Here is a 23798-nt window from a genome sequence, read left to right as displayed (position 1 = left end):
GGCGGAGGCCGTCCCCGCCAGGCTTCCGCCGCCGGGCCCGGGATCGTCGTCACCACGCGTTCGGACATCGCAGGAGTAACGGTGCATACCCCGGGAACGATCACGTTCCGGCGGGCGTCCCCGGTCCAAACCAGAGCGTGAGCGCGTCAGCAAGCCCTTGGTCGGAGCCTTCACCCACCCAGGCGACGTAGCCGTCCGGGCGGACCAACACCGCTGTGGGGGCCGCCACCTCACCCAGGAGCGGAAGCTTCAAAGGACCGTTGAGCCGGGCTTCGACATGCTGCACCCGGTCTGCCCGCGGCGCGGTCTCGAGGCGATGGGACCCGGCCAGTTTGAGCAGCACCGGCTTGGCATCATGAAGCAGGTCGTAGACCCTTAGCGGTCCGGTGGCCGTGTCAAGGTCAAGATCGGGCATGCGGCGTCCGAGCAACGGGTGCCCTTGGCCGAGGTCGTAGGCGATGTCCAGGCCGTGGATCAGCGCGGCGAGGTGCTGGCGTGGTTGGTCCATGTGCATCAGCTCGCTGACGGTCTCGGCGAGCGCCGCGGTACGTGCGTCAATGCACTGCAGGGCCGTTTGCGCCATGGAGTGCTTGAGAGCGCGGAGCCCCACGGGATGGCGCTCCGCGTGGTAGCTGTCCAGCAGGGACTCGGGCGAAAAGCCCTTGAGGACCATCGCGAGCTTCCAGCCGAGGTTGACGGCGTCCTGCATGCCCAGGCCGATCCCCTGGCCGCCGGCGGGATAGTGCACGTGCGCGGCGTCCCCGACGAGCAGCACCCGTTCCTTGCGGTATGTTGCCGCCTGCCTGGTGGCGTCGGTGAACCTGGAGATCGAGGTTGGGCTGTGCACCCCGAAGTCCGTCCCGTATGCCGCGACCAGGGAATCGACCAGATCATCCAACGTTGGATCGTTGCGTGAACCGAGTTGCGGTTCCGTGGTGATGACCCGATAGGTGCGCCCGTCCTCGAGCAGGCTGAAGCCGTGGACGCCCGACTCATCCTGGTGCATGCCAGAGGGTGGTTTCCCGGACACCTCCACTTCGGCGATCAGGTTGCTGCGGGTCGCCTCCCATCCGGGGAATTCGATGCCGGCCGCCTTGCGGACCAGGCTGCGTCCGCCGTCGGCCCCCACCAGATATGTCGTTCGGGCTGTGGCACCCCCGGAGGTCCGGACACTCACCCCGGTGTCGTCCTGGTCGAAGCCGATGACCTCCCGCCCATGGTGCACGGGCACGCCGAGCTGGTTGACCCAGTCTTCGAGGATTGGCTGTATCTGGCTCTGCCACAGTCCAAGCCCATAGGGGTGCCGCGTGGGAAAGTCGCTGATGTCCAGCACAGTGCTGCCGAAGCGGGCGGTCTGCACCGTTGTTCCCGCCGCCAGGAAGCGATCGGCGATCCCGCGCTGGTCGAGGATCTCAATGGTGCGGCAGTGGAATCCTCCGGCACGGGATTCGGCCAATGCCCCCGTCTGCCGCCGCTCCATGATCTCCACGTCGATGCCCGCCAAGGCCAATTCCCCGGCCAGCATCATTCCGGCCGGACCGCTGCCCACGATGAGGACATCCGCCATGTTATTCCCTCCCGATGGTGCCCCGCCAAAGAGGGCACTTTCGAGCAGTGTATGGCACGCCGCGGGGCTTGCGGCAAGCCCCATGGAAGGCGATATCCTGAAAATGCACGACGTCGCCCACGGCGGCTTCCTCGGTGATCCCAGGGCGATCCGCCAGGCCGCGCGGCTGGCCCTCCCATTGGCAGTCCGTACCCCCACTCCGCAGCGGCTCCCTCGCTTGCGTTGAACAAAGACGGGCTGCTTCCCCTCGCCGTGCCACCTCCCGGAAAAACTGCAAGCTTCGCCCCGGACCCCGTGCCCTGGAACTTCGTGAAGCGTATATTGGCAGCATGCCGATCCTTCCCAAGGAGCGCGATCCCCGGCTGGTCACCATCCGTCGCGGGGGCACACTGAGCGATGAAAACCACCGGCTGCTTGCCGCCTGGGCGCTGGACTGCGCCGAGCACGTGCTGCCGCTCTTCGAAGACAGGCAACCTGGCGACACCCGACCCCGGCACGCCATCGAGGTCGGCCGGGCCTGGATCCGTGGCGAGGTGCCGATGCGCGAGGCGCACCGAGAGGCTTTCGTGGCCAATTCCGCCGGACGCTCAAGGCCCGACCCGGTGAAATTCGCTGCCCTGGCGGCCGGGCAGGCCGTCGCCGTCGCCCACGTGGCAGCCCACGACCTGGGAGCCGCCGCCTACGCCATTCGGGCGGCCGGTGCCGCTGCGGAATCCCGGGACGCCGCTGCGGCCCGTGCTGCGGAACGCGAGTGGCAGCGCTCCCAACTGCCTACAGCGGTCCGTGAACTGGTTCTCGAGGACCAGAAGCACCGCAATGCCATTTGCTGGAACGCCTTCACCGATTGACCCGGCGGGTGGACCTCAGAGTCGAGACTGGGCGCCTCTGGAGCCGTTTTGCAGTACCTTCATCAATTTCCCCAGACAGGCGGACTCACCAGCTATGTATCAATAGTGTCGTTTCAGATATGATTGAATCATGGATCTCTACACGACCGTCATGGCATCCGAGGAGCTTGGCGTCACCCCGGCCGCCGTGCGACGCCTGGTGGATAGCGGTCGGCTCCAGGCGACAAAATTGGCTGGGGCGCTACTTTTCGAGCCGGCATCCATCCACAGGCTCCAACGCTGTTCACGGTCACCGGGACGTATTTGGTCTCCGAGAACCGCATGGGCAGCGTTGGAAATACTGCACAACCAGCAGACGGAACTCATCGACCAGCCCCGTCGGTCCAGGCTCACCAGGCAGTTGCGCTCGCTGGAAGCTGCCGAGTTGCACCGTTTGGCACGAAACCACAGCCAGCTGAGGCGGTTCCGCGGGGGCTCGCGAGTTCGGTCCAGTCTTGCCGGGAAGCTGCTGCCAACCGGCGTAAGCTCGATCGCCCAGGACACCATTGCTGACAGGTTCGGCTTGGCCGGAGCATTCGAAGAGGACCGCTTGGAAGGGTATTGGGTCGGTTCCATCGAGTCACTGCTTGATCGAATTCCGATGGCGCTCGACGAAGTTGGCGGAGTGCTCGTCAGGTTTGTAGACGACCACGAACTGATTTCGGGTGCAGTGGGTTCCGATGCTGTCATTGCACTGGATTTGATGGACTCCGACGACATCCGCGAACGCGGGGCAGGGCGGGATGCATTGCAGCGGATGATCGCCAATGCCTGAGCAACGACCTCGCCAAAGTGTCCATGTGCCTGGGGACATCTGGCCTTCGCCCTGGCCAAATGTTTTCGAACTGGCTGATGCCGTCCCAAGCCGGCATTGGTCGTTGGTCGGCGGCTTGATGGTCCAGTTGCACGTGATTGCCGCTGGCAAGTTGCCAACCAGGTCAACAAGTGACGTTGATGCCATGGTTCACGTTGAGCTCCCGGGCGACAGCATGTCCGTGTTTGCCGATGGATTGAAGCGCCTCGGCTATCGACTGGAGATGCCCATCGACCACAGGCAGGCTGCACATCGCTACAGGCGAGGCAACGACCAAGTCGATTTCTTGGTGGCGGACCATTTGGCTCCTTCAATCCTCCAACGATTCAAGGCTCCGGGCGTCATTCAAGCTCCTGGCGGCACCAATGCCCTGCGCAGAACCATTGAATTCGAACTAATTCATGAGCAAGGATCGTCCATCGTCTCGGCCCCGGATATCGTTGGTGCGCTGATGCTCAAATCCGATGCCTACCGAGCAGACTCCAGGGATTCACAAAGACACCTACAGGATGCCATTTCCCTGGCGGTGCTGCTCTCCGACACGAACCGTGGACAAGCGCTCTTTGGCAGGGGGCCCTGGCGCATTAGGCGCCTCATCAAGGACCTCGGCTCGCAGCATCCCCACCGCCTCGGCGTAGGCCAAGATGAACTTGCCGATGCCGTGCATGCCCTGCGCGAGCTGCTCAAACACGAATGAGGCCGCTAGACCTGCAGGCTGACCCACACAAAAGCAGGAGGCCCGCCCGGAACCACTCCGGGCAGGCCTCCTGCTTCGAAAAGGCGGGTGTTATTTCCCGGCCAAATCGGCCAGCGTGGCGATGAGCAGGCGGCGCTCGACGACCTTGATTCGCTCGTGCAGGGTTTCCTCGGTGTCGTCGTCCTCGATCACCACCGCTTCCTGGCGCAGGATCGGGCCGGTGTCCACGCCGGCGTCGGCGATGTGCACGGTGCAGCCGGTGACCTTGACCCCATAGGCCATCGCGTCGCGGACGCCGTGGGCGCCGGGGAAGGACGGCAGCAGGGCCGGGTGCGTGTTGATGTAGGTGCCGTCGAAGGCGTTGATGAATTCCTCCCCGACGATGCGCATGAAGCCGGATGAGACCACGTAGTCCGGCTCGTAGGACAGGCATTTTTCGGTCAGCGCGTGGTTCCAGTCCGCGCGCTCGGCATAGTCCTTGAAGTTCACCACGAAGGTCTCGATGCCTGCGGCCGCGGAGCGTTCCACCCCGTAGGTGCCGTGCTTGTCGGCGCCCACGGCTGCGAGCTCCACGTTTTTCAGCGACCCGTCGGCGACGGCGTCGATGACGGACTGGAGGTTGGACCCGGTGCCGGAGACAAGAACTACGATGCGCATGGGCTCAAGTTTAGTGGGCTGCATGGGGGTAGCTGCACACGGCGCTTCCCGCCGGCCACGGGTGGCGAATTCCGGGGCTCCAACTTCCAGGCCCTGCACCCTACGGGTTCGGCGCCAGTTCCTCGGCCAGCTCCAACGAGCTGGCCACCAGCTGCGCGGTGTAGGGGTGGGCGGGGTTGTTGTAGATCTGCTCGGTGTCCCCGGTTTCCACGATCCGCCCGTCCTTCATCACGATGACCCGGTCGCACAGGTGGCGCACCACCGACAGGTCGTGGGAGACCATCAGCAGCGTCAGCGCGTACTCGTCCACCAAATCCGCGATCAGGTTCAGCACCTGGGCGCGCACCGAGACATCCAGCGCGGAGACCGGCTCGTCGGCCACCAGGATGCTGGGGCGGTTCACCAGGGCCCGGGCGATGGAGATGCGCTGGCGCTGCCCGCCGGAGAACTGGTGCGGGTAGCGGGACGCGGACTCCGGCTCCAGGCCCACGAGCCCCAGCATCCTGTGCACCGCGGCCTCGCGCCCGCGGGCATCCAGCTTGTGGCCGGGCACCAGCAGCGGCTCGGCAATGATGTCGGCGACCTTCATCCGCGGGTCCAGCGAACCCATCGGGTCCTGGAAGACGATCTGCAGCTGGCGGCGCAGCGGCGCCAGGTCCGCCTCGCTGGCCCCGGCGACCTCGGTCCCGGCCACCACGGCGCTGCCGGTGCTCGGGGCATCCAGCCCGGCCAGGATCCGCAGCAGCGTGGTCTTGCCCGAGCCGGACTCCCCCACGATGCCCACCCGTTCCCCGGCGGCAATGCTGAAGCCGACCCCGTCCAGGGCCTTGACCACGGGCCGCGGGCCAAAGGCCCTGATGCGGGCGCGGTGGTAGGTCCGGCCCAGGTTCGTGGCGGTGATCAGCCCGTCCCCGGCCGGCCGCACGGAACGCTCCGGCGCACCGGCGGCGGGCTCCTTGGCAACCTCGGTGCGCAGCGCCGGGGGCACGTAGCCGGCGGCGGTGTCCACCGTGAACAGCCGGCCGCGCGCATCGGTGGCCGAGATGTCGCTGGCGGCCAGCAACGCCCGGGTGTACGGGTGGGCCGGTGCCGTGAAGATCGTGTCGATGTCCCCGGACTCCACCAGCCTGCCCTTGTTCAGCACCAGCACCCGGGTGCACATGTTGGCGACCACGGCCAGGTCGTGGGTGATGAACAGCAGCCCGGTGCCGCGCTCACGCACCTGGGCGGAAATCAGCTCCAGGACCTGGGACTGCACCGTGACGTCCAGGGCCGTGGTCGGCTCGTCGGCCAGCAGCAGCTGCGGGTCGTTGGCCAGGGCCATCGCGATCATCACGCGCTGGCGCTGCCCGCCCGAGAGCTGGTGCGGGTAGGCCCCGGCAGCCTGGGCCGGATCGGGGATCTTCACCGAGGCCAGCAGCTCGACCGCACGCCGTTGGGCCGCGGCCCGGGTGGGCACGGTGCGGTGCACCAGCATCACCTCGGCGACCTGCGCACCGACCTTCATCAGCGGGTTCAGAGCCGAGAGCGGCTCCTGGAAGACCATCGAGATCTCGTCCCCGCGCAGCCCCCGCATGGCCTTGTCCCCGGCGGTGAACAACTCCGGTGCGAAGCCGCGCAGGTGCGCGCTGCCGGTCAGCGCCAGCTCCTCGGGGAGCAGGCCCAGCAGGGCCGTGGCGGTCAGGGACTTGCCGGACCCGGATTCGCCGATCAGCCCGATGCGCTCGCCGGCGGCCATGGAGAAGGACAGCTCGGAGACCAGCGGCGTGGACCCGGCGGCGATGCCCAGGTTTTCGACGCGCAGCAGCGGCTCGCCGTGGAATTCATGGCCCTCGCTCATGCCTTGCCCCTGCCCAGCTTGGGGTCCAGCCAGTCGCGCAGCCCGTCCCCGAGCAGGTTGAAGCCCATCACGGCCAGCGCGATTGCCAGCCCGGGCCAGATCGCCATGGCCGGGAAGGTGCCCCAGTATTGCTGGGATTCCTGCAGCATCCGCCCCCAGGAGGGCACCGGCGGGGGCGTGCCCAGTCCAAGGAAGGACAGCGCGGCCTCGGCCAGCACGGCCAGCGCGAAGGTCACCGAGCACTGGATCAGCAGCATCCCGGTGATGTTGGGAAGCACGTGGCGGGCGGCGATGCGCACCGGGCGCTGGGCCGCGGCCCGGGCGGCGAGCACGTATTCGGCGTTCATGACCTGCAGCGTCCCGGCGCGGGCCACCCGGGCGAAGCCCGGCACCGAGGCCAGCCCGATCGCCGCCATCGCCGAGACCGTGGAGGCGCCGTAGATCGCGGCGAACATGATGGCCAGCAGCAGCGCGGGGAAGGCCAGCAGGATGTCGGCGCCGCGCATGGTGAGCTCCTCCACCGCTCCGCGTTTCATCCCGGCCCAGATGCCGACCGGGGTGCCGATGAGCACCGCGATGCCCACCGAGACCACCCCGACCAGCAGCGTGATCCGCGCCCCGACCAGGATGCGGGAGAGCAGGTCGCGGCCCAGGTTGTCGGTGCCCAGCCAGTGCTGCAGGCTCGGGCCCTGCAGCCGCGCCGGCGCATTGACCTGCAACGGGTCAAAGGGCGTAAAGACGAAGGAGAGCAGGGCCGCGGCCGCGATCAGGGCCACGATCGCGGCCCCGGCGAGCAGGGCGGGGGTGCGGCGGGCGTTTCTCATCGTTCTCCCTGGGCGGCGGCGCGGATGCGCGGGTCGACGATGGTGTACAGCACGTCAACCAGCAGATTCACCACGAGGGTGAGGGCCACCAGCACCATCACCACCGACTGGACGGTGAGCAGGTCCCGGTTTGCCACAGCGGAAAGCAGCATCGAGCCCAGGCCCGGGATCACGAAGACCCGCTCGATGACCACGGCCCCGATGATCAGGGCGGAAAACTGCACGGAGGTCACCGTCAGCACCGGGATCGCGGCGTTGCGCAGCCCGTGCCGCACCAGCGCCCCCAGCGGGGACAGGCCCTTGGCCCGGGCGGTGCGCAGGTAGTCCTCGTGCATGACCTCCAGCACCGCGGAGCGCACGTAGCGCACCAGGATCGCGGACTGCACCCCGGCCAGCGCGATGACCGGCAGCACCAGCCGGGAGGCGAACCCGGCGAAGTCGACCCCCGGGGCCACCCAGCCGTTGGCCGGCAGCCAGCCCAGGCGCAGCGCGAAGAAGGAAACCAGCACGATGCCCAGCAGGAAGCCGGGGATCGCGATGCCCAGCTGGCTGGCCGCGGAGATCACCGCGCCGGAGGGCCTGTTGTGCCGCACCGCGGCAATGGTCCCGGCCGGGATCGCGAGCGCCAGCGCGAGCGCCATGGCCAGGGTCACCAGGATCAGCGAGACCTGCACCTTGTCCGCCACCAGCGGCGAGATGTCTGTCCGGGTCACGTAGGACACCCCGAAGTCCCCGCGCCAGAGCCCGGAGAACCAGTCCCAGTACTGCACCGGAAGCGGCCGGTCGGTGCCGAATTGCCTGGCCAGGCCCGCAACCACCTCGGGGGTCGCGTTTTCCCCGGCGGCGATGGCCGCCGGGTCCCCGGGCAGCACGCGCATCAACGCGAAGACCGCCAGGGTGGCCGCCAACAGGGACAGCACGAAGCGTGCGAGGTTCCCCGCAATGCGCACCAGCATGTGCGCCGCCCTAGGACCAGGCGATGGGCGCGAGGTTCAGCGCCTCGGTGACCGAGTTGGCCCCCAGTCCGCTGATCCCCGCCTTGGCCACCGAGATGTTCGGGAAGATGAACAGCGTGTCCACCGGGGCGTCCTCCACGATGGTTCGCACCACGTTCTTCATGCCCTCCACGTAGGTCGCCTCATCGCTCGCGTCCGCGGCGGCGGCCTCGTCCTTGATCTTGGAGTTGTCGTAGCCGATGTAGTAGTTGGGGTTGTTGAACATGGTCAGCAGGTCGCGGGCCTCCACGGCCAGGATCACCGACATCTGGTAGTCGTGGCGCGTGAACACCGTATCCAGCCACACGGCCGGGAACTCCGCACTCTGGATCTTCGCGTCGATGCCCACGTCGCGCAGCTGCGACTGGACGATCTCCGAGACCGCGGTGGCGTACGGGCGGGTGGGCACCGTGAAGGTGATCTTCAGGTCCTGGGCGCCGGCTTCCTTCAGCAGGGCCCGGGCCTTGGCCGGGTCGAAGGGGTAGCGGTCGTTGAGGTCCTCGTAGTACGGATCGGTGGGCGGCACCGGCCCGCCGACCAGGGTGCCCAACCCGTTCCAGGCGGTGTCGCGCACGGTCTTGCGGTCGATGGCGTAGAGCACCGCCTGGCGCACCCGCTTGTCGTTGAAGGGCTTGGCCTTGTTGTTCATCGAGAGGATGACCTCGCCGTTGGAGGTGCCCTCGATGACCTGGTAGGCGGGGTTGGACTCGAAGGAGGAAAGCAGCTCGGGTGCCTGCATGTTGTAGATGACATCCACGTCCCCGGAGGACAGCGCATTGGTGGTCGCGATGGCGTCGGCGAAGTAGCGCAGGGACACGTCCTTGATGCCCGGGGCCGCACCCCAGTAGTCGGGGCGGGCCTCCAGGTTGATCGATTCCCCGCGCGCCCAGGAGGCAAGCTTGTAGGGCCCGGTGCCCACCGGGTTGTTGGCCAAGTCGTCCACGCCCGAAGGGTCGAACATGGCCCCGACCAGTGTGGTCATCGAGTACAGCCAGGCCTGCGAGGGACGGGCAAGGTTCACCGTGACCGAGGTCGGCGAGTTGACCACCACCTCCTCGACATCGTCCATCTTGGACTTGAGCCCGTTGAGCCACGCGGCGGACTTGACCCGTTCGATGGAGAACTTGACGTCTTCGGCGTCGAAGGCGGCCCCGTTGGAGAACGTGGCCCCCTCGACCAGGGTGAAGGTGTAGGACTTGTTCATGTTGCTGGTTTCCCACTGCGTGGCCAGCAGCGGGCGGATCGCGCCGGTCTGGTCCAGGGTCACCAGGCCCTCGTAGACGTTGGCCATCATGGCCTGCGGGATCGCTGCCCCGGCCGTGGTGGTGAAGTCCAGGTTCACGGGCTCTCCGGTCAGCGCGACCACGAGCTTGTCCTTGTCCGCCGGTGCCCCGCCGGTGGATCCTGCGCTGCAGGCCGCCAGCATCAGCAGCGCAGCAAGCACGGCGGCGAGCCGTGCGCCCCGCCTGCCGCGTCGGGCCGTCAAGATTGCCTGCATCGAACCATCATTCCTTCGAAGTGCCTGGGGTGGGCCGGCGCCGGGCGCCGCCCCTGGTGCGAAAGCACCGCTGACAAACCATTATCGTACGCACAGGGCCCCGGCGCTAACCCGCCCCTGTAACGATCGCGGCCACCGGGTCTACTGTGGAAGATATGGGCAGCAACACCACCACCGGGGCATCCGATCCCGCACGCCCGCTCCTGGGCTGGGTCGCGGGCACCATTGCGGCCATGGCCTGTGCCCTGGGCTTCTGGTACCTGCCGCTGCCGTGGCGGCTGGCCGGCCTGCCCTTCGCGGTGGCCGGAACCGTCGTCGGGGCCATCACCTGCGTGCTGGCGTGGCGGAACCCCGCCGCCGGCATGCTGCGGTTGGCCGCCCCGGTCGCCACGCTGGCCTGCGGGCTCTTCGCCCTGCCGCTGGCCGGGCAGCTGGCCTTCTACGGGCCGTCCCTGCAATACCAGCAATGCCAACGCGACGCCTTGACGCTGCGCTCCCAGGCGGCATGCACCCGGGAATACGTCAAACAACTGGAACCCAGTGGATTGAGGATCTTGAAATGAGCGAAAACATCATGCCCGACACCAAGGACTGGACCCTGGTGCTGAACGAAACCTGCGACGAGTGCGGGATCGACGTGCGGGCGCTGAGCACCGCGCAGGTCGCCGCCTTGGTGCGCGAGGCTTCCGGACGATTTGCCGAGGTCCTGGGCTCCCCCGGCGCGGGCACCCGTCCCTCGCCGATGGTGTGGAGCGCGCACGAATACTGTGCGCATGTGGCCCAGATGTACCAGGTGATGACCGAGCGCCTGGCACTGATCGTCGAGAAGGACGCCCCGTCGTTCGCGAACTGGGACCAGGACGCGGCGGCCGTCGACAACGACTACGCCTCGATCCCCGCACTCGAGGTCGCCCGGATGCTCGAGGAGGCCTCACTGGCCTTCGCCGGGGCTCTGGAGGCGCTGACCGATGCGCAGATGCCGCGGATGGGAACCCGGTCCAACGGCGCGGTGTTCACCACCTCCACGCTGGCCCAGTACGCCTGGCACGACGCGGCCCACCACCTGCACCACGACCTGGGCGTGGCCCGCAGCCGGGGATAGGACCGAACCCTAGCCGTCAAGCACCGGGTCGTGCTCGAGCAGTGGGGAGATGAGGTATCCGATGGCGGTGCCCAGGGCGACCTCGGCGGCCAGCAGCAGCGCGGTCATCAGGACATCCGGCCCCACCTCGGTGAACCGCCCGATGCCCAGCGAGCCGCCGGCCAGCCAGGAGCCCACCAGGGACAGCGCCCCGGCGAAGGCTCCGACGAACACGCCCAGGGCCACGGTTGACAGGCCCAGGGAGGCCCAGCGGGAGTGGATGCGCTTGGAGACCCAGTCATCCAGGTGGTTCTCCCCCACCCGCAGGAAGTACCAGCCGGCCAGCATCCCGGCCAGCACCGGCAGGCCCATGAACGCCCAGGCGTAGGCCAGGTCCCCGGAGGGAAGGGCCGCGAGCACCGGGACCGCCGGCAGCGGCCCGACGGTGGTTTCCAGCGTGGACAGTGTGCTGCCCACCCCCAGGGTGAAGCCGCCGCCGGTGATCCAGGCCAGGGTCCACAGTGCCAGGTTGGGCATGATGCCCAGCTGGCCCAGGGTCAGCACGGCCGAGCCGATGGGCCCGGGGCGCAGCTGCTGGTAGACGTTGGAGACATCGACCCAGTGCACGCCCAGGTTGATGGCCAGCAGCAGCGAGGACAGCGCAAAGGTGAGCATGTAGGCCAGGGTGCCGCCGCACAGCACCGCCCACACGTAGGACCCGGCCCAGCGCGAGTGCTGGGAGGTCTTGGAGATCCAGGCCGCGGCGTCGAAGCCGATCAGCCGGCCCCAGGATCCGGCCTCGCGGCGGGCTCCGATAACCACCCCGGCGCCGGCCGGGATGGCGGGGATGAGGGTGGCGGCGAGCAGCGAAACCGAGGCTTCCTCGTTGTTCACCAGGAACCCGGTGAACAGCCCGCAGAGCAGGTAGACGCCCAGCGCCCCGAGGATGCCCTGCCACAACGAGTCGGTGTAGGAGGCCCGCGCGATGCGCCGCCCGGCGCGCCAGCACAGGAAGAACGGGATCAGCGTAAGTCCCAGCGGGGTGAAATCCAGCAGCCCGGAGCCCTGGGAGGGGTCGGCGCCGGTGCCCACCTGCAGCAGGTGCAGCGGGACGGCGTGGATCAGCAGCCAGATCTGCCCGCCCATCTTCAACACCGATTCGATGCTGCGGTCCGCGAAGCCTCCGCTGAACCACACGGCGAACCACGGGATGACCACGAGGAAGGCCGAGAACAGGGCGGCCTGCAGGAACTCGAAGGCCCCCTGCAGGAACAACGGCATGGGCCAGCCGGTGCTCAGCCGTTGGCGTGCCGCGTTCAATGCCGCCGCGGCGGGCGGCTGCTTTTTCTTCTCACTCATTGCTTCCAATCGTGCCATCGATGCGTGTCTGCGGCCCTGATTGACGCGTTTGCGCGCACCCCGGCGTTACAGGGCGCGCAATCCGCTGGCCAATGCCGTTACAGCACCGAAGAAGGCAAAACACAGCACGAAGAACCGCGCGTGCCGGTCGGTGACCACGCGTTGGACCTGCTCGCCGATGAGCACCCCGCCCCCGATGAATACGGCAACCGCGATCCAGGCCCATCCGGGCAGCGGTGGCAACTGGTCGGGGGTGGTGATGAATTTCATGGCCACGGTGACCGCCCCGGTCACCACGAAGAAGGGCTGCAGGGTCGCGGCGAAGGGGCGCTGGGGCCAGCGGGCGAGCACCGCGTAGGCGCTCACCGCCGGTCCCCCAACCCCGGCCAGGGAGTTGGTGAGCCCGGAGAGGAACCCGGCACCGGCCTTGGGGACCTGCCCGGTGACGGTCACGTTTGCGCGCACCAGGATCAGGGAGAGCAGCAGTGCGGCGAGCACCGTGGCGCCGACCACGATCGACAGCGGGGCCTGGGGCAGGCCCCCGGCCAGCAGCGCGCCGGCCACCGAGCCGACGACGCTGAAGGAGCACAGCCAGCGGAACATCGACCAGTCGATGTCCTTCCAGACCCGGGGGACGATGATCGCCGAGGAGACCACTCCGCAGATGTTCACCAGGAACACCCCCTGGTGGGCGCCCAGGGCGAGGACCAGGAACGGGGAGATGAGCATCGCGAAACCGAGCCCCGCCACGCGCTGCGCGATGGCACCGAGCACAACCATGCCAAGCACAAGCAAGATGAGGGGAAGTTCCATTCGATCGAGCCTATCTCTTGTGGCCGCGCGTTTGTGTCGGCCGGCCAGTCGCCGGCGGACCGGCCGGCGTCGCCCAATCCGAAATCCCGAATCGACCGATCCAAATTCTTTTGATTTCTACGAACTGCCCAAAACCCCGCAATCCCGGGCTTGGATCGACCCTGGATTTAAATGTTGGTTTTGCGGAACTAAAATGTTGCCGGTTTTGCACCGGAGGCCGGAAGCCTTCCGGGCATCCGTGAGGGGACAGGTTGCAAGCGGCCCCGCAAGAGGAAAGGACCTCCCGCAGGACCGCTCGTCTTGCGCTCCGGGCCCCGGCCCTGTTCGGTCAGTAGCTGGCCGGTGTCCCGGCCTGGCTGCCGGCACCGGGCCGGAACTTGGCGGCCAGTGCCTCGGTGCCGCGGGCCAACAGCGCAACATCTGCCCCGACACCCACGTAGTGGGCACCGAGCTCGATGTAGCGCTTGGCGGGCGCTTCCGCGAAGGCGTTGACGCCGACGTATTTTCCGGCGGCCTTGCCCGCGGCGATGGCGGTCTCCACCGCGGCGACCACGTCCGGGTGGTCCTGCTGCCCGATCACGCCCATCGAGGCGGCCAGGTCGGAGGGACCGATGAAGATGCCGTCCACGCCCTCGGTTTCCACGATCTCCTTGACGTTCGCCACGGCCTCGGCCGATTCGATCTGCACCATCAGCGTCAGGGTGTCCCCGGCGCGCGTCAGGTAATCGGGGATGCGGTTCCAGCGGGCCGAGCGGGCCAGCGCCGACCCGACGCCGCGCACGCCCGTCGGCGGGTAGTGGCAGGCGGCGACCGCGGCGCGGGCCTGCTCGGCGTTGTTGACCATGGGGATGATCAGCGACTGCACGCCCAGGTCAAGGTACTGCTTGATGACCACGGTGTCGTTGACCGGGGGGCGGACCACCGGGATGACCGGGTATCCGCGCACCGACTGCAGCTGGCCCAGGATCGACTCGAGCCCGTTGGGCGAGTGCTCGGCGTCGATGAAGATCCAGTCGAATCCGGCGCCGGCGCAGATCTCCGCGACCAGCGGGGATCCCGAGCACACCCAGATCCCCGACAGGGCGTGATCTGCATGTTCCAGTGCATCCTTGAAGGACGGGTCCGGTTCTATGAGAAATGGCATGTCACGGTCCCCATTCGTCCGTAGTCGGCAAAGACGGTGTCGCCCTTGTCCACCCACATGGGGCGGGTGAAGGAGCCGGCCAGGATGATTTCCCCGGCGTTGAGCTTGTCGCCGTGGGCGGCGATCTTGTTGGCCAGCCAGTAGACGCCTGCGGCCGGGTGGTTCAGCACGCCGGCTGCGACGCCCGTTTCCTCGACGACCTGGTTCTTGAACAGGATGCCCGAGACCCAGCGCAGGTCGATGTCCTGCGGCTTCATCGGGTTGCCGCCGATGACCATGGCGCCCATGGCCGCGTTGTCGGAGATGGTGTCCACGATGGTGCGGCCCTCCATCTCGATGCGCGAGTCCAGGATCTCCAGGGCCGGGATGACGTATTCGGTGGCGTTGAGGACGTCGAAGATGTTGGCGTTGGGGCCTTCGACGTCCTTGTTGAGCTTGAACGCGAGTTCCATTTCCACGCGCGGGTGGGTGTACTTGTCCCACTCGATGGTGCAGCCCGAGTCGAGCACCATGTCATCGAAGATGATGCCGTAGTCCGGTTCGGTGATGCCGGTGGCCATTTGCATGGCGCGGGAGGTCAGCCCGATCTTGCGTCCGGCCAGGACGCGGCCGTTGGCCTCGGAGCGCTGGCGCCAGAGGTTCTGGACCCGGTAGGAGTCCTCCACCGTCATTTCGGGGAAGCGGGCGGTCAGGCGCTTGACCGGCACGCGGTCGTGGCCCGCCTGCACGAGTTCATCGGCTATCCGGGTGATGGTCTCATCGTTGAGCATGCTGGCCTGGGCCCCTTCTGAAGTTCTGGATGCACGTCACGTGGCTCCCCGGCCATGGCTTGCGGGCACGGGGTCGCACCCTGAACATGTTAGCCAATACGTCACCGGCGTCACATTCGGGCTATCTTTGTGTCTGCGCAGCGCGGTGCCTCCCCGGGTTTCCGGACGGTTAGCGGCATGCGGCCAGGGCAGCGGCGGCCGCGGAGACCAGGTCCGCGTTGGTCACGTCGAACGCCGATTCCCCGCCGCCGGGACCCGAGGCGCCCCGGGTGGTTTGGGTGCGCGCCGAGAGGTGGATGCCATCCAGCGAAGCCAGGGCGGGGATGTCCTCGATCCGCACGCCGCCGCCGGCCTGGATCTGTGGGTTGCCCGCCGCCTCGGTGCGCAACCGGCGCAACATCTCGGCGCCGGCGCCCGAGGCCGGGGCCCCTCCCGAGGTCAGGATCCGGTGCGCGCCCACGGTGCGCAGCTGCGCCACGAGGTCGGCAATCGGCAGGCCGTTTTCCAGCAGCACATCCACGCAGCGGTGCACGGTGATTTCGATGTCTTGGTTCACCAGGTGCGCCGCGGCCACCAGGGTGGCGAGCACCTCGAGGTCCAGCGCGGCGTCGCCCTCGGCCAGTGCGCCGATCACGATCCCGGCAGCCCCGGCCTGGGCTGCGTGGGTGATGTCGCGGGCCATCAGCTCGACCTCGTCCGGGGTGTAGTTGTAGCCGCCGCCGCGCGGGCGGATCAGCACATGCACGCCGATCCCGACGGCGACTACAGCCTCGATGGTGCCCAGGGTGGGCGTGAGCCCGCCCATGCCCAGCGCGGTGCACAGCTCGACCCGGTCAGCGCCGTTCCCCAGGGCGATCCTGGCTCCGGCGGCGTCCTGGACCGCGATCTCAAGTTTGGCGTGAACTGCCATGCGGCCGGATTCGGATACCCTGCCGTCCACTGGGCGGGGCAAGTCCCCGGCGCGGTTTTCGATGCTTGCGGGCACTGTCGCTCGATTCTCGTATTTGTGCCCGGTTCCGGGCGGTGGGCATGGGCCAGGGGACCAAACCGGCTACCCGGGGCCCGGAGGAGTCCGCCCCCGACCCACATTTGCAAGGCTATCGGGTCGCCGCGCTACACCTGCCCGTCGGCCGGCAGGACCGGGACCGAGGACTTGGGCTTGATGATCCGCGGCAGGACGACCAGCAGGAATACCACCGCCAGCATCACCAGCCCGCCCACCAGCGCCCCGGCCGCCCAGCCGTAGAGGACCTGCACCACGAACCACACGCAACCGGCCACGAGGACTCCCACCCCGATGATCACGATCTTGGAAATCAGGTGGCCCATGCGCACCGTGGTGACCTTGACGCGCTGGCCGAAGAAATGCCGGTGCACCGCCACCGGGGTGACCAGCAGGACGATGAGCAGTGCGGAGAACACCAAAAGAACCAGGTAGAAGGTCCGTTCCGGATGTCCCAGCGAGGCGAACCCGGTCTGGAACGGCAGCACCACCAGGAACGCGGCAAGGATCTGGGCACCGGTCTGCATGACCCGCAGCTCCTGCATCAGCTCGTTCCAGTTCCGGTCCAGACGCTCCTCGACACTTTCATTGCGCCCGTTCATTGCGCTCCCTCCCGGGCAACCAACCCATGGACCGGGGCACGAAACGGATCCGGGAGGTCTTGCCGGATTCGCCTTTTGCCCTCTTGGCTTCCCAACCTACCGAAGAAGCCGCCCCGGGGGCAGAAGAAAAGAAAAACGGCAGGCGCATTCGCCGGCGAACGCGTCTAAGCTGGCTAGATGAGCGCCCACCCATTCGACCTGCTGACCGTTGACCAACTGCGCCAGACCGGATCGCTGAAGTGGTCCGAGTACCGCGGGTCGCTGGGCGCCTGGGTGGCGGAAATGGATTTCGGGACCGCTCCGGGCGTCATCGCGGCGGCCCAGGAAACCCTGGCCAACGGCCTGATCGGCTACGCGCCGACCCGCCTGATCCACGACATGCAGGAGGCCACCGCGGCCTGGCTGGACAACCGGTTTGAGTGGAAGGTGGACCCCGAGCAGGTGCGGCCGCTGAACTCCGTGGCCTCGGCCCTGGATGCGGCGGTCATGCACTTTTCCCCCAGGTACCGCCCGGATGCCCCGCTGGTGCTGCTCACCCCGGCCTACATGCCGTTCATTTCCACGGCCTCGCGCTTCGGGCGGGATTCGATCCAGGTGGCCATGGTTCCCACGCCCTCCGGCTGGGAGATCGACTGGAGCGCCCTGGAGCGCGCCCTGGCCGGAGGCGCGCTGCTGGTGTTGGTCAATCCGCACAATCCCCTCGGCAAGGTCTACACGCGCGAGGAACTGCTGGGGATCGCCACGCTGGTCGAGGCCACCGGTTCACGGGTGTTTGCCGACGAGGTCCATGCGCCGCTGGTGTTCGACGGCGCCACGCACATTCCCTATGCCACGGTGTCGGATGCCGCCGCGGCGCATTCGATCACGGCGGTCGCCGCCACCAAGGCGTTCAACCTGCCGGGGCTCAAGTGCGCGCAACTGGTGCTGACCAACGACGTGGACCGCATGGTGTGGGCGCGGGTGGGCGAAGTCCCCGAGCACGGGGCGGCAAACGTGGGGCTGGCGGCCACCACCGCCGCCTACCGCACGGGCACCGGCTGGCTCGATTCGGTGATCGGCTACCTGGACGAGTCCAGGATGCTGCTTGGCGAGATCATCACCGAGCACCTGCCGCAGGTTCGCTACGCTCCCCCGCAGGGCACCTACCTGGCGTGGCTGGACGTCTCCCGACTGGTGCTGGAGCCCGGCCCGGCCCAGTTCTTCCTCAAGGAGGCGCAGGTCGCGTTGATCAACGGAAGCGCCTGCGGCAGCGGTGGCCGCGGGTTCGTCCGGCTGAACTTCGCCACCCCGCACCCGGTCCTGGGCGGGATGATCCACCGCATGGGGGCCGCGGTCGACGGCTGCGACAACAAGGACGCAACCGACCCGGAGTTCGCCCAGTGACCCGGGTGCCGGCTCCTTAGCCCGCCTGGATGTTGGCCAGCAACTGCTCGAAGGGCAGCGAGGTCATGTTGTCCCGCGGGTTCGCGGTCTCGCTCACGCGCGGGGCGATTGAGCGGGTGTCGCCCAGGTCCTGGGTGTGTGCGGCTGCCCCGTTGGGTCCGGCAATGGCCTGGGCCAGCTCGGCCCCCGCCCGGCGCTCGCGCTCGGCCAGAGCTCCATGGCCCTGGTCCGCTCCCCAGTCCTCGGGCGAGGCGAAGATGGAGGTGGGCATGATCCGTGCGCGCAGGTAGGCGAAGATCGGGCGCATCGCGTAGTCGACGACCAGGTTGTGCCGCGCGCTTCCGCCGGTGGCGGCCAGGATCATGGGCTTGTCGTCGAGCGAGGCGGGGTCGAGGACGTCGATGAACGACTTGAAGAGCCCGGAGACCGAGGCGGTGAAGACCGGGGATACCGCGATCAATCCGCCGGCGGTGCGGACCGCCTCGATGGCCTCGGCCAGGCGCGGCGGGGCGTAGCCGGTGAGCAGGTTGTTGGTGATGTCCGCGGCGTAGTCACGCAGCTCCAGCACCGTCAGGTCCGCCTGGACGCCCATGGCGGCAAGTTCCTTGACGGCGGATTCGCCGAGCTGGCGGCCCAGCAGGCCGGAGGTCGATGGCGTGCCCAGGCCGCCGGAGATGACTACGATGTTTTGGCTCACGGTGTGTGGCTCCCTTTCATGGAGTACATGTGTTTGCATGTAAAACCACGACGGCCCCCAATTCATTCCCGGGCGGTTTCTTGGACCTTTTCCACCGGTAGCACATCGATGGTCGACAGCGCGCACGCGTCGCCGAAGCAGCGTCCGCGGATGGCCGCCAGCAGGCAATAGGCTGCCGCGGACCCGGCGCCCAGGGCGGCAACCCACGCATCGGTCCACAGCGATGCCGCCATGGCGGCAAGGACCACGCCAACCACCAGCCAGATCACCCGATCCCGCATTCCGCCACGTCCCGCCATTGCCGCCTGAAGTCCCCGGAAAGCCCGAGATACATACCCCCAAGGGTATACCGGGGTGCGACGGCACGGCTACGCGGTGCGGCGCCGGACCCTGCTGACCCACAAGACGCCCGAGCCGACAACGCCGATGACCATGGCGATCAGCACCACGTAGAAGCCGACGGAGTAGTACCCGTTGGGGCTCGTGTTCGGGTCCAGGAACGGATAGGGGTACCACGGCTTGTCCGTGCGCGGGTCGGGAACCATCACGCCACGCGCCAAGGTGTACCCGGCCCACAGGACGGGGAAGGCGACGATCCCCCAGAGCGCCTTGGCGTGCAGCCGCCGGCGCCCGGGGGCGATGAGCCAATCGAGCACCACGATGGCGGGCCCCACGACGTGGAGGATTTCATTGGACCAGGGAACGGTGGCGCCCTGGGGAAGCTCGATGCCGCGCAAGAGCAGGTTGTAGACCACCCCGGTGGTTGCCATGTATGCGGTCACGGCCGCCCGGAACATGCTCCAGCCGCGGGGCTCGGGTCGTCCGGACAAGGTGAAGATGCCCACGAACAGGACGATCGCCGCCAGGACGTTGGATTCAATGGTGAAGAACGAGAAGAAGTTCTGGATGACAAAGCCGACTTCCCCCTGGCCCGAACCCTCATTGGTGATGCTTCGTTGCAATTGCACAACCACTGCGGCGCTGATGGCGATGCTTCCGCCAATTCGCAGCAGGTAGGCCAAGACGCGTCTCATATCAGGTGCAGGTCCCTTTCTAGGTACTGTGCTGCCCAGCCTAAACCGCCACGGCGCTACACCTTGGCCAAGACACTTTGGCTTTCACAAGTACTTTCCCCACGCCGGGCAGGGGAAAGGCCACCGTTCGGACCGGTGAGTGCCGAACGGTGGCCTTTCGCGGTGGTGTGCCCGAACGACGTCATGCCGTCGGGTGTTTGTGCTCCGTGTCGCCCAGGCCGAAGGCCTCGGTGCCGCCCACGAGGCGGAAGACTCCGAGGAGCGCGACCAGGATGCCAATGATGAATCCGATCCACAGCGGGCTGACCGCATCGCCCATCGTGGCGCCGCCGGTGATGATGAACAGCAGGAAGAGCAGTGCGGTGAGTGACCCTCCTACGATAAATCCGCGGGCAGGGTGCGTCTTCGGAATCCTCGGCGTTGCCTCGGGTTCCTCACGTGGTGCCGGAATGTGTGCATCTTGAGTCATGACTTTTCACTCCCTTCATGTTTTCCAGGCAGGATGTTGCTGTCACTCGCGACTATCGGGCGCGAGGCCTCGGTTGTGATGCGGGGCTATCCCGCGTCGAATCGGTTTTCGTCGCCAAGTTCCGGGTGCTTGGGTGCGTCATTGCCCGAGCCGTCCGGCAGTTCATCCGGCGACAGCCTCCTGGGCCGGGCTTCCGTGGAGTCGCCGGGCAGGACGTCAGGGACTGGCTGGACCTTGGTTTCTTTGCTCATCATGCGCTCCTTAGTCGCCAAAGCATGGGCAATGATTTTCGGTGGTGGTTTCCGGGCCATCCCGGGTGGGTGCCGACAGTTGGGCCCGTCCGTGGAATCAAGGCAATGGGCCGGGGATCCTGCGGGGCCAAGGCGCTCCGCCAAAGAAGGAAGCCGTAAAACCCCGAACTCAAACGGGGGTCCACATTGCGCACACCCCGGGCCTGGCTACGGCCGAATGGCCGTTGGCACCGAGTTCTTTGCGTCATCCATATGAAGTTCCCGCGTTCCTTTGGGTGGCCGCTTGAGCGCGCGTTCGCTACAACGACCTACATCCGAGACTACGCCGATATGGCTGTGCTAGCTAGGTTTATGGTTGCCTGGGGCCTGGATCAGGCCGGTACGGCAATAGCCAGCGGCAACCTCCCGCAGCGGCCGACGGCAACCTTGTCAAAACCAAGGTCCTTGTCGGCAACCGACAGGTTGGCAGCGTCGGATCCCTGCCAACCGCGGACCAGCAGCGCTCCGGCGGCCAGTTGCGGATCGGCCAAGGCGATGCGGCCGCTGCCGTTGACCAGCGTGGCCCTCGGGTCGATTTCCTTGACCCGGTTCCATGGGGACGCTGAACCATTCGCGTCGCGAATACGTCTCGCCGGCCGATTCAATGGTGGGCATGAGCAGGCGCTCCCTGGCCGGCCCCTGCCACCAGGCCATGTGCCACGGCGTACCGGCCAATACGTCCCGGGCGGCAACGAACCCGGCACCAACCAGCGGCAGCTCCCTACGATCCAGGAACTCGTCGACCAGAGGATGGATCGCCGCATCGAGTTGTCGCGGAGAGGGGGGCCGCGTCGTGGGATTCAAGGACCTTGCCCATCCTGCCGGCCCACTCGTGCAAGTCGGGAAGCAGGGATTCGAAGAAGTAGGGAACATCGGCACCTGTGCCGGTGGTCTTGTCTTGGCTCATGAGGCCCTCCGGACGGGGCGTCCGGGCTTGGTCTTCTATGGCTTCATGGCCGGGATCCCGGACTGGGACTGGTCGGCAATGAGCCAGACGACCCCCTCCCTGACAAAGTCACCGACCAGCTTTCCCGCCCTGGCCGGATCCCTGGTGGAAATCGCATCAAGAATGTCACCGCAAAGCTGGATCATCCGGGCGTCAAACTCCGGGTCCGCGTGCGCCAGGGCCAACAACGAACCAAAGTCCGTGGGTAGCCTGACTGTGATCACGCGTGAGCCGCGCCGACTGGCTCGGCGGCCAGCTGAAGCAGGAAGCCACCCACCACTGTTCCGCGTGCGCCATGGCCCTCCATCCTGCCTTCCAGCACCTGACGCCGGATCACCACGTCGTGTTCGTCGGCGGCATTCGCCGCAAGCTCGGCCCCCGTGGAGGCGATGGCCGCGTAGTGGATCGCCAGGTCCCGCAACTCAACCCGGCTCATGGCCGCCAGCCGGTCTTGCAGGATGCTGGTCCGGTCGCCCCGGGGCAGCGTGATGAAAGTGCCGATCTCACGTCCTCGGGTGGCCTTCACCAGCCCCGGGCGCGCAGGAAGACCAGCGCTTCGCGTGCTGTCATGGTGGCCACCCCGAGGGAGGCAGCCAGCTCGGACTCGCTGGGCAGCCGGTCCCCATCGAGCAGTCTGCCTGCGGCGATACCCGAAACCATGCGGTCCTCGACGCGCTTGGCACGACCCTCGTCTCCCGGCGACGCGAAGACGGAGGAGAGCTGGCGCTGGTACGCAGCAGGGCAGGTTCGGTCGCCACCGGTACCGGATTTGCCGAGGCCGGCCACTTAGCCAACCGAAAACTGGACGCGCTGCCATCCGCTGGATCCATTGGGTGCCGGGTTTGCCTGCTCGCTGGTTTGCATTTCACCCTGCCCGTCAAAGGCCCGGACGCTGACCACATGGTTTCCCGAGGATCCGCCGTCCCACACATAGCGCCACTGGCGCCAGGTGTCCACGGAGGCCTCGGCGCCCAGTTCCGCATCGGTCCAGTCTCCGTCGTCGATTTGCACTTGGACCTTGGAAATGCCGCGGGTCTGCGCCCAGGCGGTTCCGCCCATGGCAACCTTTCCGGCCGGGACGCGGGCGAAGGACCGCGGCACATCGACCCGCGAGGAGAGCTTGATGGGACCGTGGTCGGACCATCCACGCGTGGTCCAGTAGGCGACCTTGTCCGCGAATCGGGTGACCTCCAGGTCCACGACCCACTTGGTGGCCGAGACGTATCCATAGAGGCCTGGAACCACCATGCGGACCGGGAACCCGTGCTCCAGCGGCAGCGGTTCCCCGTTCATCCCCACCGCCAGCAGTGCCATGCGGTCGTCGGTGAGCACCTCCAGCGGTGTCGAGGCGCTGAAGCCGTCAATCGAGGTCGACAGCACCATGTCCGCGCCGTCCCGGGGCACCGCCCGCTCCAGCAGCCTGCGCAACGGGTAACCCAGCCACTTGGCGTTGCCCACGAGCTGGCCGCCGACGGGGTTCGAAACGCAGGTCAGCGTCAGGTAGCTTTCCACCAGGTCCTGGGCCAGCAGTTCCTCGAAGCCCATGGTGAATTCCTTCTCCACCATCCCGTGCACCCGCAGCGACCAGTCGGCCGGGTTGATCCGCGGCACCGAAAGTGCGGTGTCGATCCGGTAGAAATCCTTGTTCGGCGTGATGAATTGCGGCATGCCCGCGACCTCGACCTGTGCGTCGGCCGGCGGGGCCTTGGCCGGAACCTTGGCCGCGGGCAGCCCGAGGGCGGACCGGGCCGAATCCGCAATGTTCCTTGCGGTGGCCAGGGATTGCCCGACCCCGGCGGCCACGGCCGCGCCAACCAGGGACAGCGCGGTGCCCAGCAGGAAGTTCCGGCGCGAGGAGCCCGCGACCGGAACCGCCCCGGAAGCCGGCGCCCGGTCCTTGGCGGCAAGCGTGGTCAGCCAGCGCAGACAGGCCAGGCCCGCAACCGCGCCCAGGATGATGGGGGTCAGGTCGACAAGTCCGGTGGCGGGCCGGGACAGGACCGCACCTCCAATGGCCACGGCGAGCAGCACGATGCAGGCGGCGGCCGCGGCGAAACTGCGTTTGGCCAGGATCCCCAGGAGGACCGAGGCGACCGCCACGACAACGCCGATGGAGACGAACAACGCCAACTTGTCGTTGGTGCCGAAGACGGAAATGGCGAAGTCCTTGAGCCATGGCGGGGTCAGGTCGATGAACGTCGAGCCCATGGCCACCAGGGGCGCCGACGCGGTGGCGAAGAAGGCCGACACCAATTGGGCCACGGAAAAAAGCACCGCGGCCGAGGTGAAGCCCGCGAGCCCGTAGGCCCCCGTGCCCCGCGGCCTTGTCGCTGGAAACTTGGTCATGATTTCACCCACCCATACGTTGTGATGCTTTGTCCCCTGCGTTCGAGAGGAACAGCCAACCACTACGTATTCGGAACGCTAC

The 23798-nt window shown here is 67.4% G+C and carries 28 protein-coding genes; 6 read left to right on the top strand and 22 right to left on the bottom strand.

What is annotated here, in order from left to right:
• Window positions 1-100: 100 nt before the first annotated feature.
• Entirely contained in the window at window positions 101-1567 is a 1467-nt protein-coding gene (locus tag J2T21_RS01605; RefSeq protein ID WP_307577769.1) for an FAD-dependent monooxygenase, read from the bottom strand.
• A 329-nt stretch (window positions 1568-1896) separates the two neighbouring features.
• Between J2T21_RS01605 and J2T21_RS01600 the strand changes: the two genes are divergently transcribed.
• The 3 genes from J2T21_RS01600 to J2T21_RS01590 all read left to right on the top strand — a co-directional run bounded on the left by J2T21_RS01600 (window position 1897) and on the right by J2T21_RS01590 (window position 3965).
• Window positions 1897-2415 carry a putative immunity protein gene (locus J2T21_RS01600; protein ID WP_307577768.1) on the top strand — a complete coding sequence of 173 codons (519 nt, stop codon included), beginning with the start codon at window positions 1897-1899 and terminating at the stop codon, window positions 2413-2415.
• A 130-nt stretch (window positions 2416-2545) separates the two neighbouring features.
• Window positions 2546-3229 carry a helix-turn-helix domain-containing protein gene (locus J2T21_RS01595; RefSeq protein WP_307577766.1) on the top strand — a complete coding sequence of 228 codons (684 nt, stop codon included), beginning with the start codon at window positions 2546-2548 and terminating at the stop codon, window positions 3227-3229.
• On the top strand, window positions 3222-3965 hold the full coding sequence (locus J2T21_RS01590) for a hypothetical protein (RefSeq protein ID WP_307577764.1): 744 nt from the start codon (window positions 3222-3224) through the stop codon (window positions 3963-3965). Before J2T21_RS01595 ends, J2T21_RS01590 begins: the two co-directional genes overlap by 8 nt.
• A 90-nt stretch (window positions 3966-4055) precedes the next feature.
• Here the strand turns inward: J2T21_RS01590 and purN are convergent, their stop codons facing one another.
• From purN to J2T21_RS01565, 5 genes are all read right to left on the bottom strand, one after another.
• Window positions 4056-4622 (bottom strand): phosphoribosylglycinamide formyltransferase, encoded by a 567-nt coding sequence (gene purN / locus J2T21_RS01585; protein WP_307577762.1) that lies wholly within the window; start codon window positions 4620-4622, stop codon window positions 4056-4058.
• Window positions 4623-4722: 100 nt separating this feature from the next.
• Window positions 4723-6462: a dipeptide ABC transporter ATP-binding protein gene (locus J2T21_RS01580; protein ID WP_307577760.1), complete on the bottom strand. Its 1740-nt coding sequence runs from the start codon at window positions 6460-6462 to the stop codon at window positions 4723-4725.
• The gene (locus J2T21_RS01575; RefSeq protein WP_307577758.1) at window positions 6459-7286 is read right to left on the bottom strand and encodes an ABC transporter permease; all 828 of its coding nucleotides are present in this window, start codon (window positions 7284-7286) and stop codon (window positions 6459-6461) included. Before J2T21_RS01575 ends, J2T21_RS01580 begins: the two co-directional genes overlap by 4 nt.
• Window positions 7283-8242 (bottom strand): ABC transporter permease, encoded by a 960-nt coding sequence (locus J2T21_RS01570; RefSeq protein ID WP_307577756.1) that lies wholly within the window; start codon window positions 8240-8242, stop codon window positions 7283-7285. The genes J2T21_RS01575 and J2T21_RS01570 overlap by 4 nt, the downstream gene beginning before the upstream one ends.
• Before the next feature lie 10 nt (window positions 8243-8252).
• Complete coding sequence (locus J2T21_RS01565; RefSeq protein ID WP_307577754.1) at window positions 8253-9779, bottom strand: ABC transporter substrate-binding protein; 1527 nt, start codon at window positions 9777-9779, stop codon at window positions 8253-8255.
• Between the two features lie 155 nt (window positions 9780-9934).
• Here J2T21_RS01565 and J2T21_RS01560 point away from each other — a divergent pair, with 155 nt between their 5' ends.
• On the top strand, window positions 9935-10342 hold the full coding sequence (locus J2T21_RS01560; RefSeq protein ID WP_307577752.1) for a hypothetical protein: 408 nt from the start codon (window positions 9935-9937) through the stop codon (window positions 10340-10342).
• Entirely contained in the window at window positions 10339-10881 is a 543-nt protein-coding gene (locus tag J2T21_RS01555; protein ID WP_307577750.1) for a DinB family protein, read from the top strand. Before J2T21_RS01560 ends, J2T21_RS01555 begins: the two co-directional genes overlap by 4 nt.
• 9 nt (window positions 10882-10890) lie before the next feature.
• Here the strand turns inward: J2T21_RS01555 and J2T21_RS01550 are convergent, their stop codons facing one another.
• The 6 genes from J2T21_RS01550 to J2T21_RS01525 all read right to left on the bottom strand — a co-directional run bounded on the left by J2T21_RS01550 (window position 10891) and on the right by J2T21_RS01525 (window position 16551).
• Complete coding sequence (locus J2T21_RS01550) at window positions 10891-12219, bottom strand: cell division protein PerM (RefSeq protein ID WP_307577748.1); 1329 nt, start codon at window positions 12217-12219, stop codon at window positions 10891-10893.
• Between the two features lie 66 nt (window positions 12220-12285).
• Window positions 12286-13032 (bottom strand): sulfite exporter TauE/SafE family protein, encoded by a 747-nt coding sequence (locus tag J2T21_RS01545; RefSeq protein WP_307577747.1) that lies wholly within the window; start codon window positions 13030-13032, stop codon window positions 12286-12288.
• Window positions 13033-13360: 328 nt separating this feature from the next.
• The gene (locus J2T21_RS01540; RefSeq protein ID WP_307577745.1) at window positions 13361-14176 is read right to left on the bottom strand and encodes an aldolase/citrate lyase family protein; all 816 of its coding nucleotides are present in this window, start codon (window positions 14174-14176) and stop codon (window positions 13361-13363) included.
• Window positions 14161-14946, bottom strand: a complete 786-nt coding sequence (gene hpaH / locus J2T21_RS01535) for a 2-oxo-hept-4-ene-1,7-dioate hydratase (RefSeq protein WP_217388537.1) — start codon at window positions 14944-14946, stop codon at window positions 14161-14163. The genes J2T21_RS01540 and hpaH overlap by 16 nt, the downstream gene beginning before the upstream one ends.
• 169 nt (window positions 14947-15115) lie before the next feature.
• A complete protein-coding gene (locus tag J2T21_RS01530) occupies window positions 15116-15856 on the bottom strand; it encodes a copper homeostasis protein CutC (protein ID WP_307577743.1) in 741 nt (246 codons plus the stop codon).
• Window positions 15857-16059: 203 nt separating this feature from the next.
• Window positions 16060-16551, bottom strand: coding sequence for a DUF6328 family protein (locus J2T21_RS01525; RefSeq protein WP_307577740.1), 492 nt, complete (start codon window positions 16549-16551; stop codon window positions 16060-16062).
• A gap of 177 nt (window positions 16552-16728) precedes the next feature.
• Between J2T21_RS01525 and J2T21_RS01520 the strand changes: the two genes are divergently transcribed.
• Complete coding sequence (locus J2T21_RS01520; RefSeq protein ID WP_307577738.1) at window positions 16729-17934, top strand: MalY/PatB family protein; 1206 nt, start codon at window positions 16729-16731, stop codon at window positions 17932-17934.
• Between the two features lie 16 nt (window positions 17935-17950).
• On the opposite strand, the gene J2T21_RS01515 is transcribed toward J2T21_RS01520, so the two are convergent.
• The 10 genes from J2T21_RS01515 to J2T21_RS01470 form a co-directional block, all read right to left on the bottom strand.
• Window positions 17951-18631 (bottom strand): CE1759 family FMN reductase, encoded by a 681-nt coding sequence (locus J2T21_RS01515; protein ID WP_307577735.1) that lies wholly within the window; start codon window positions 18629-18631, stop codon window positions 17951-17953.
• 62 nt (window positions 18632-18693) lie between these two features.
• Entirely contained in the window at window positions 18694-18912 is a 219-nt protein-coding gene (locus J2T21_RS01510) for a hypothetical protein (protein WP_307577733.1), read from the bottom strand.
• Window positions 18913-18999: 87 nt separating this feature from the next.
• Complete coding sequence (locus J2T21_RS01505) at window positions 19000-19665, bottom strand: Pr6Pr family membrane protein (protein ID WP_307577731.1); 666 nt, start codon at window positions 19663-19665, stop codon at window positions 19000-19002.
• Window positions 19666-19846: 181 nt separating this feature from the next.
• Window positions 19847-20134, bottom strand: a complete 288-nt coding sequence (locus tag J2T21_RS01500) for a hypothetical protein (protein WP_307577729.1) — start codon at window positions 20132-20134, stop codon at window positions 19847-19849.
• An 86-nt stretch (window positions 20135-20220) separates the two neighbouring features.
• On the bottom strand, window positions 20221-20385 hold the full coding sequence (locus J2T21_RS01495) for a hypothetical protein (protein ID WP_307577727.1): 165 nt from the start codon (window positions 20383-20385) through the stop codon (window positions 20221-20223).
• 371 nt (window positions 20386-20756) lie between these two features.
• Window positions 20757-21029, bottom strand: coding sequence for a hypothetical protein (locus J2T21_RS01490; RefSeq protein WP_307577725.1), 273 nt, complete (start codon window positions 21027-21029; stop codon window positions 20757-20759).
• A gap of 337 nt (window positions 21030-21366) precedes the next feature.
• Window positions 21367-21594, bottom strand: coding sequence for a hypothetical protein (locus J2T21_RS01485; RefSeq protein WP_307577723.1), 228 nt, complete (start codon window positions 21592-21594; stop codon window positions 21367-21369).
• Window positions 21591-21896: a hypothetical protein gene (locus J2T21_RS01480; protein WP_307577721.1), complete on the bottom strand. Its 306-nt coding sequence runs from the start codon at window positions 21894-21896 to the stop codon at window positions 21591-21593. The genes J2T21_RS01485 and J2T21_RS01480 overlap by 4 nt, the downstream gene beginning before the upstream one ends.
• Window positions 21893-22156 (bottom strand): GntR family transcriptional regulator, encoded by a 264-nt coding sequence (locus tag J2T21_RS01475; protein ID WP_307577720.1) that lies wholly within the window; start codon window positions 22154-22156, stop codon window positions 21893-21895. Before J2T21_RS01475 ends, J2T21_RS01480 begins: the two co-directional genes overlap by 4 nt.
• Complete coding sequence (locus tag J2T21_RS01470) at window positions 22157-23716, bottom strand: molybdopterin-dependent oxidoreductase (RefSeq protein WP_307577719.1); 1560 nt, start codon at window positions 23714-23716, stop codon at window positions 22157-22159. It lies immediately after the preceding gene.
• Between the last annotated feature and the right edge of the window lie 82 nt (window positions 23717-23798).

This window comes from Paeniglutamicibacter psychrophenolicus (genome assembly GCF_030812255.1).
Taxonomy (GTDB): Bacteria; Actinomycetota; Actinomycetes; order Actinomycetales; family Micrococcaceae; genus Paeniglutamicibacter; species Paeniglutamicibacter psychrophenolicus_A.
The sequence above is the reverse complement of the archived record's forward strand: the minus strand, read 5'-3'. Positions and strand labels throughout refer to the sequence as shown.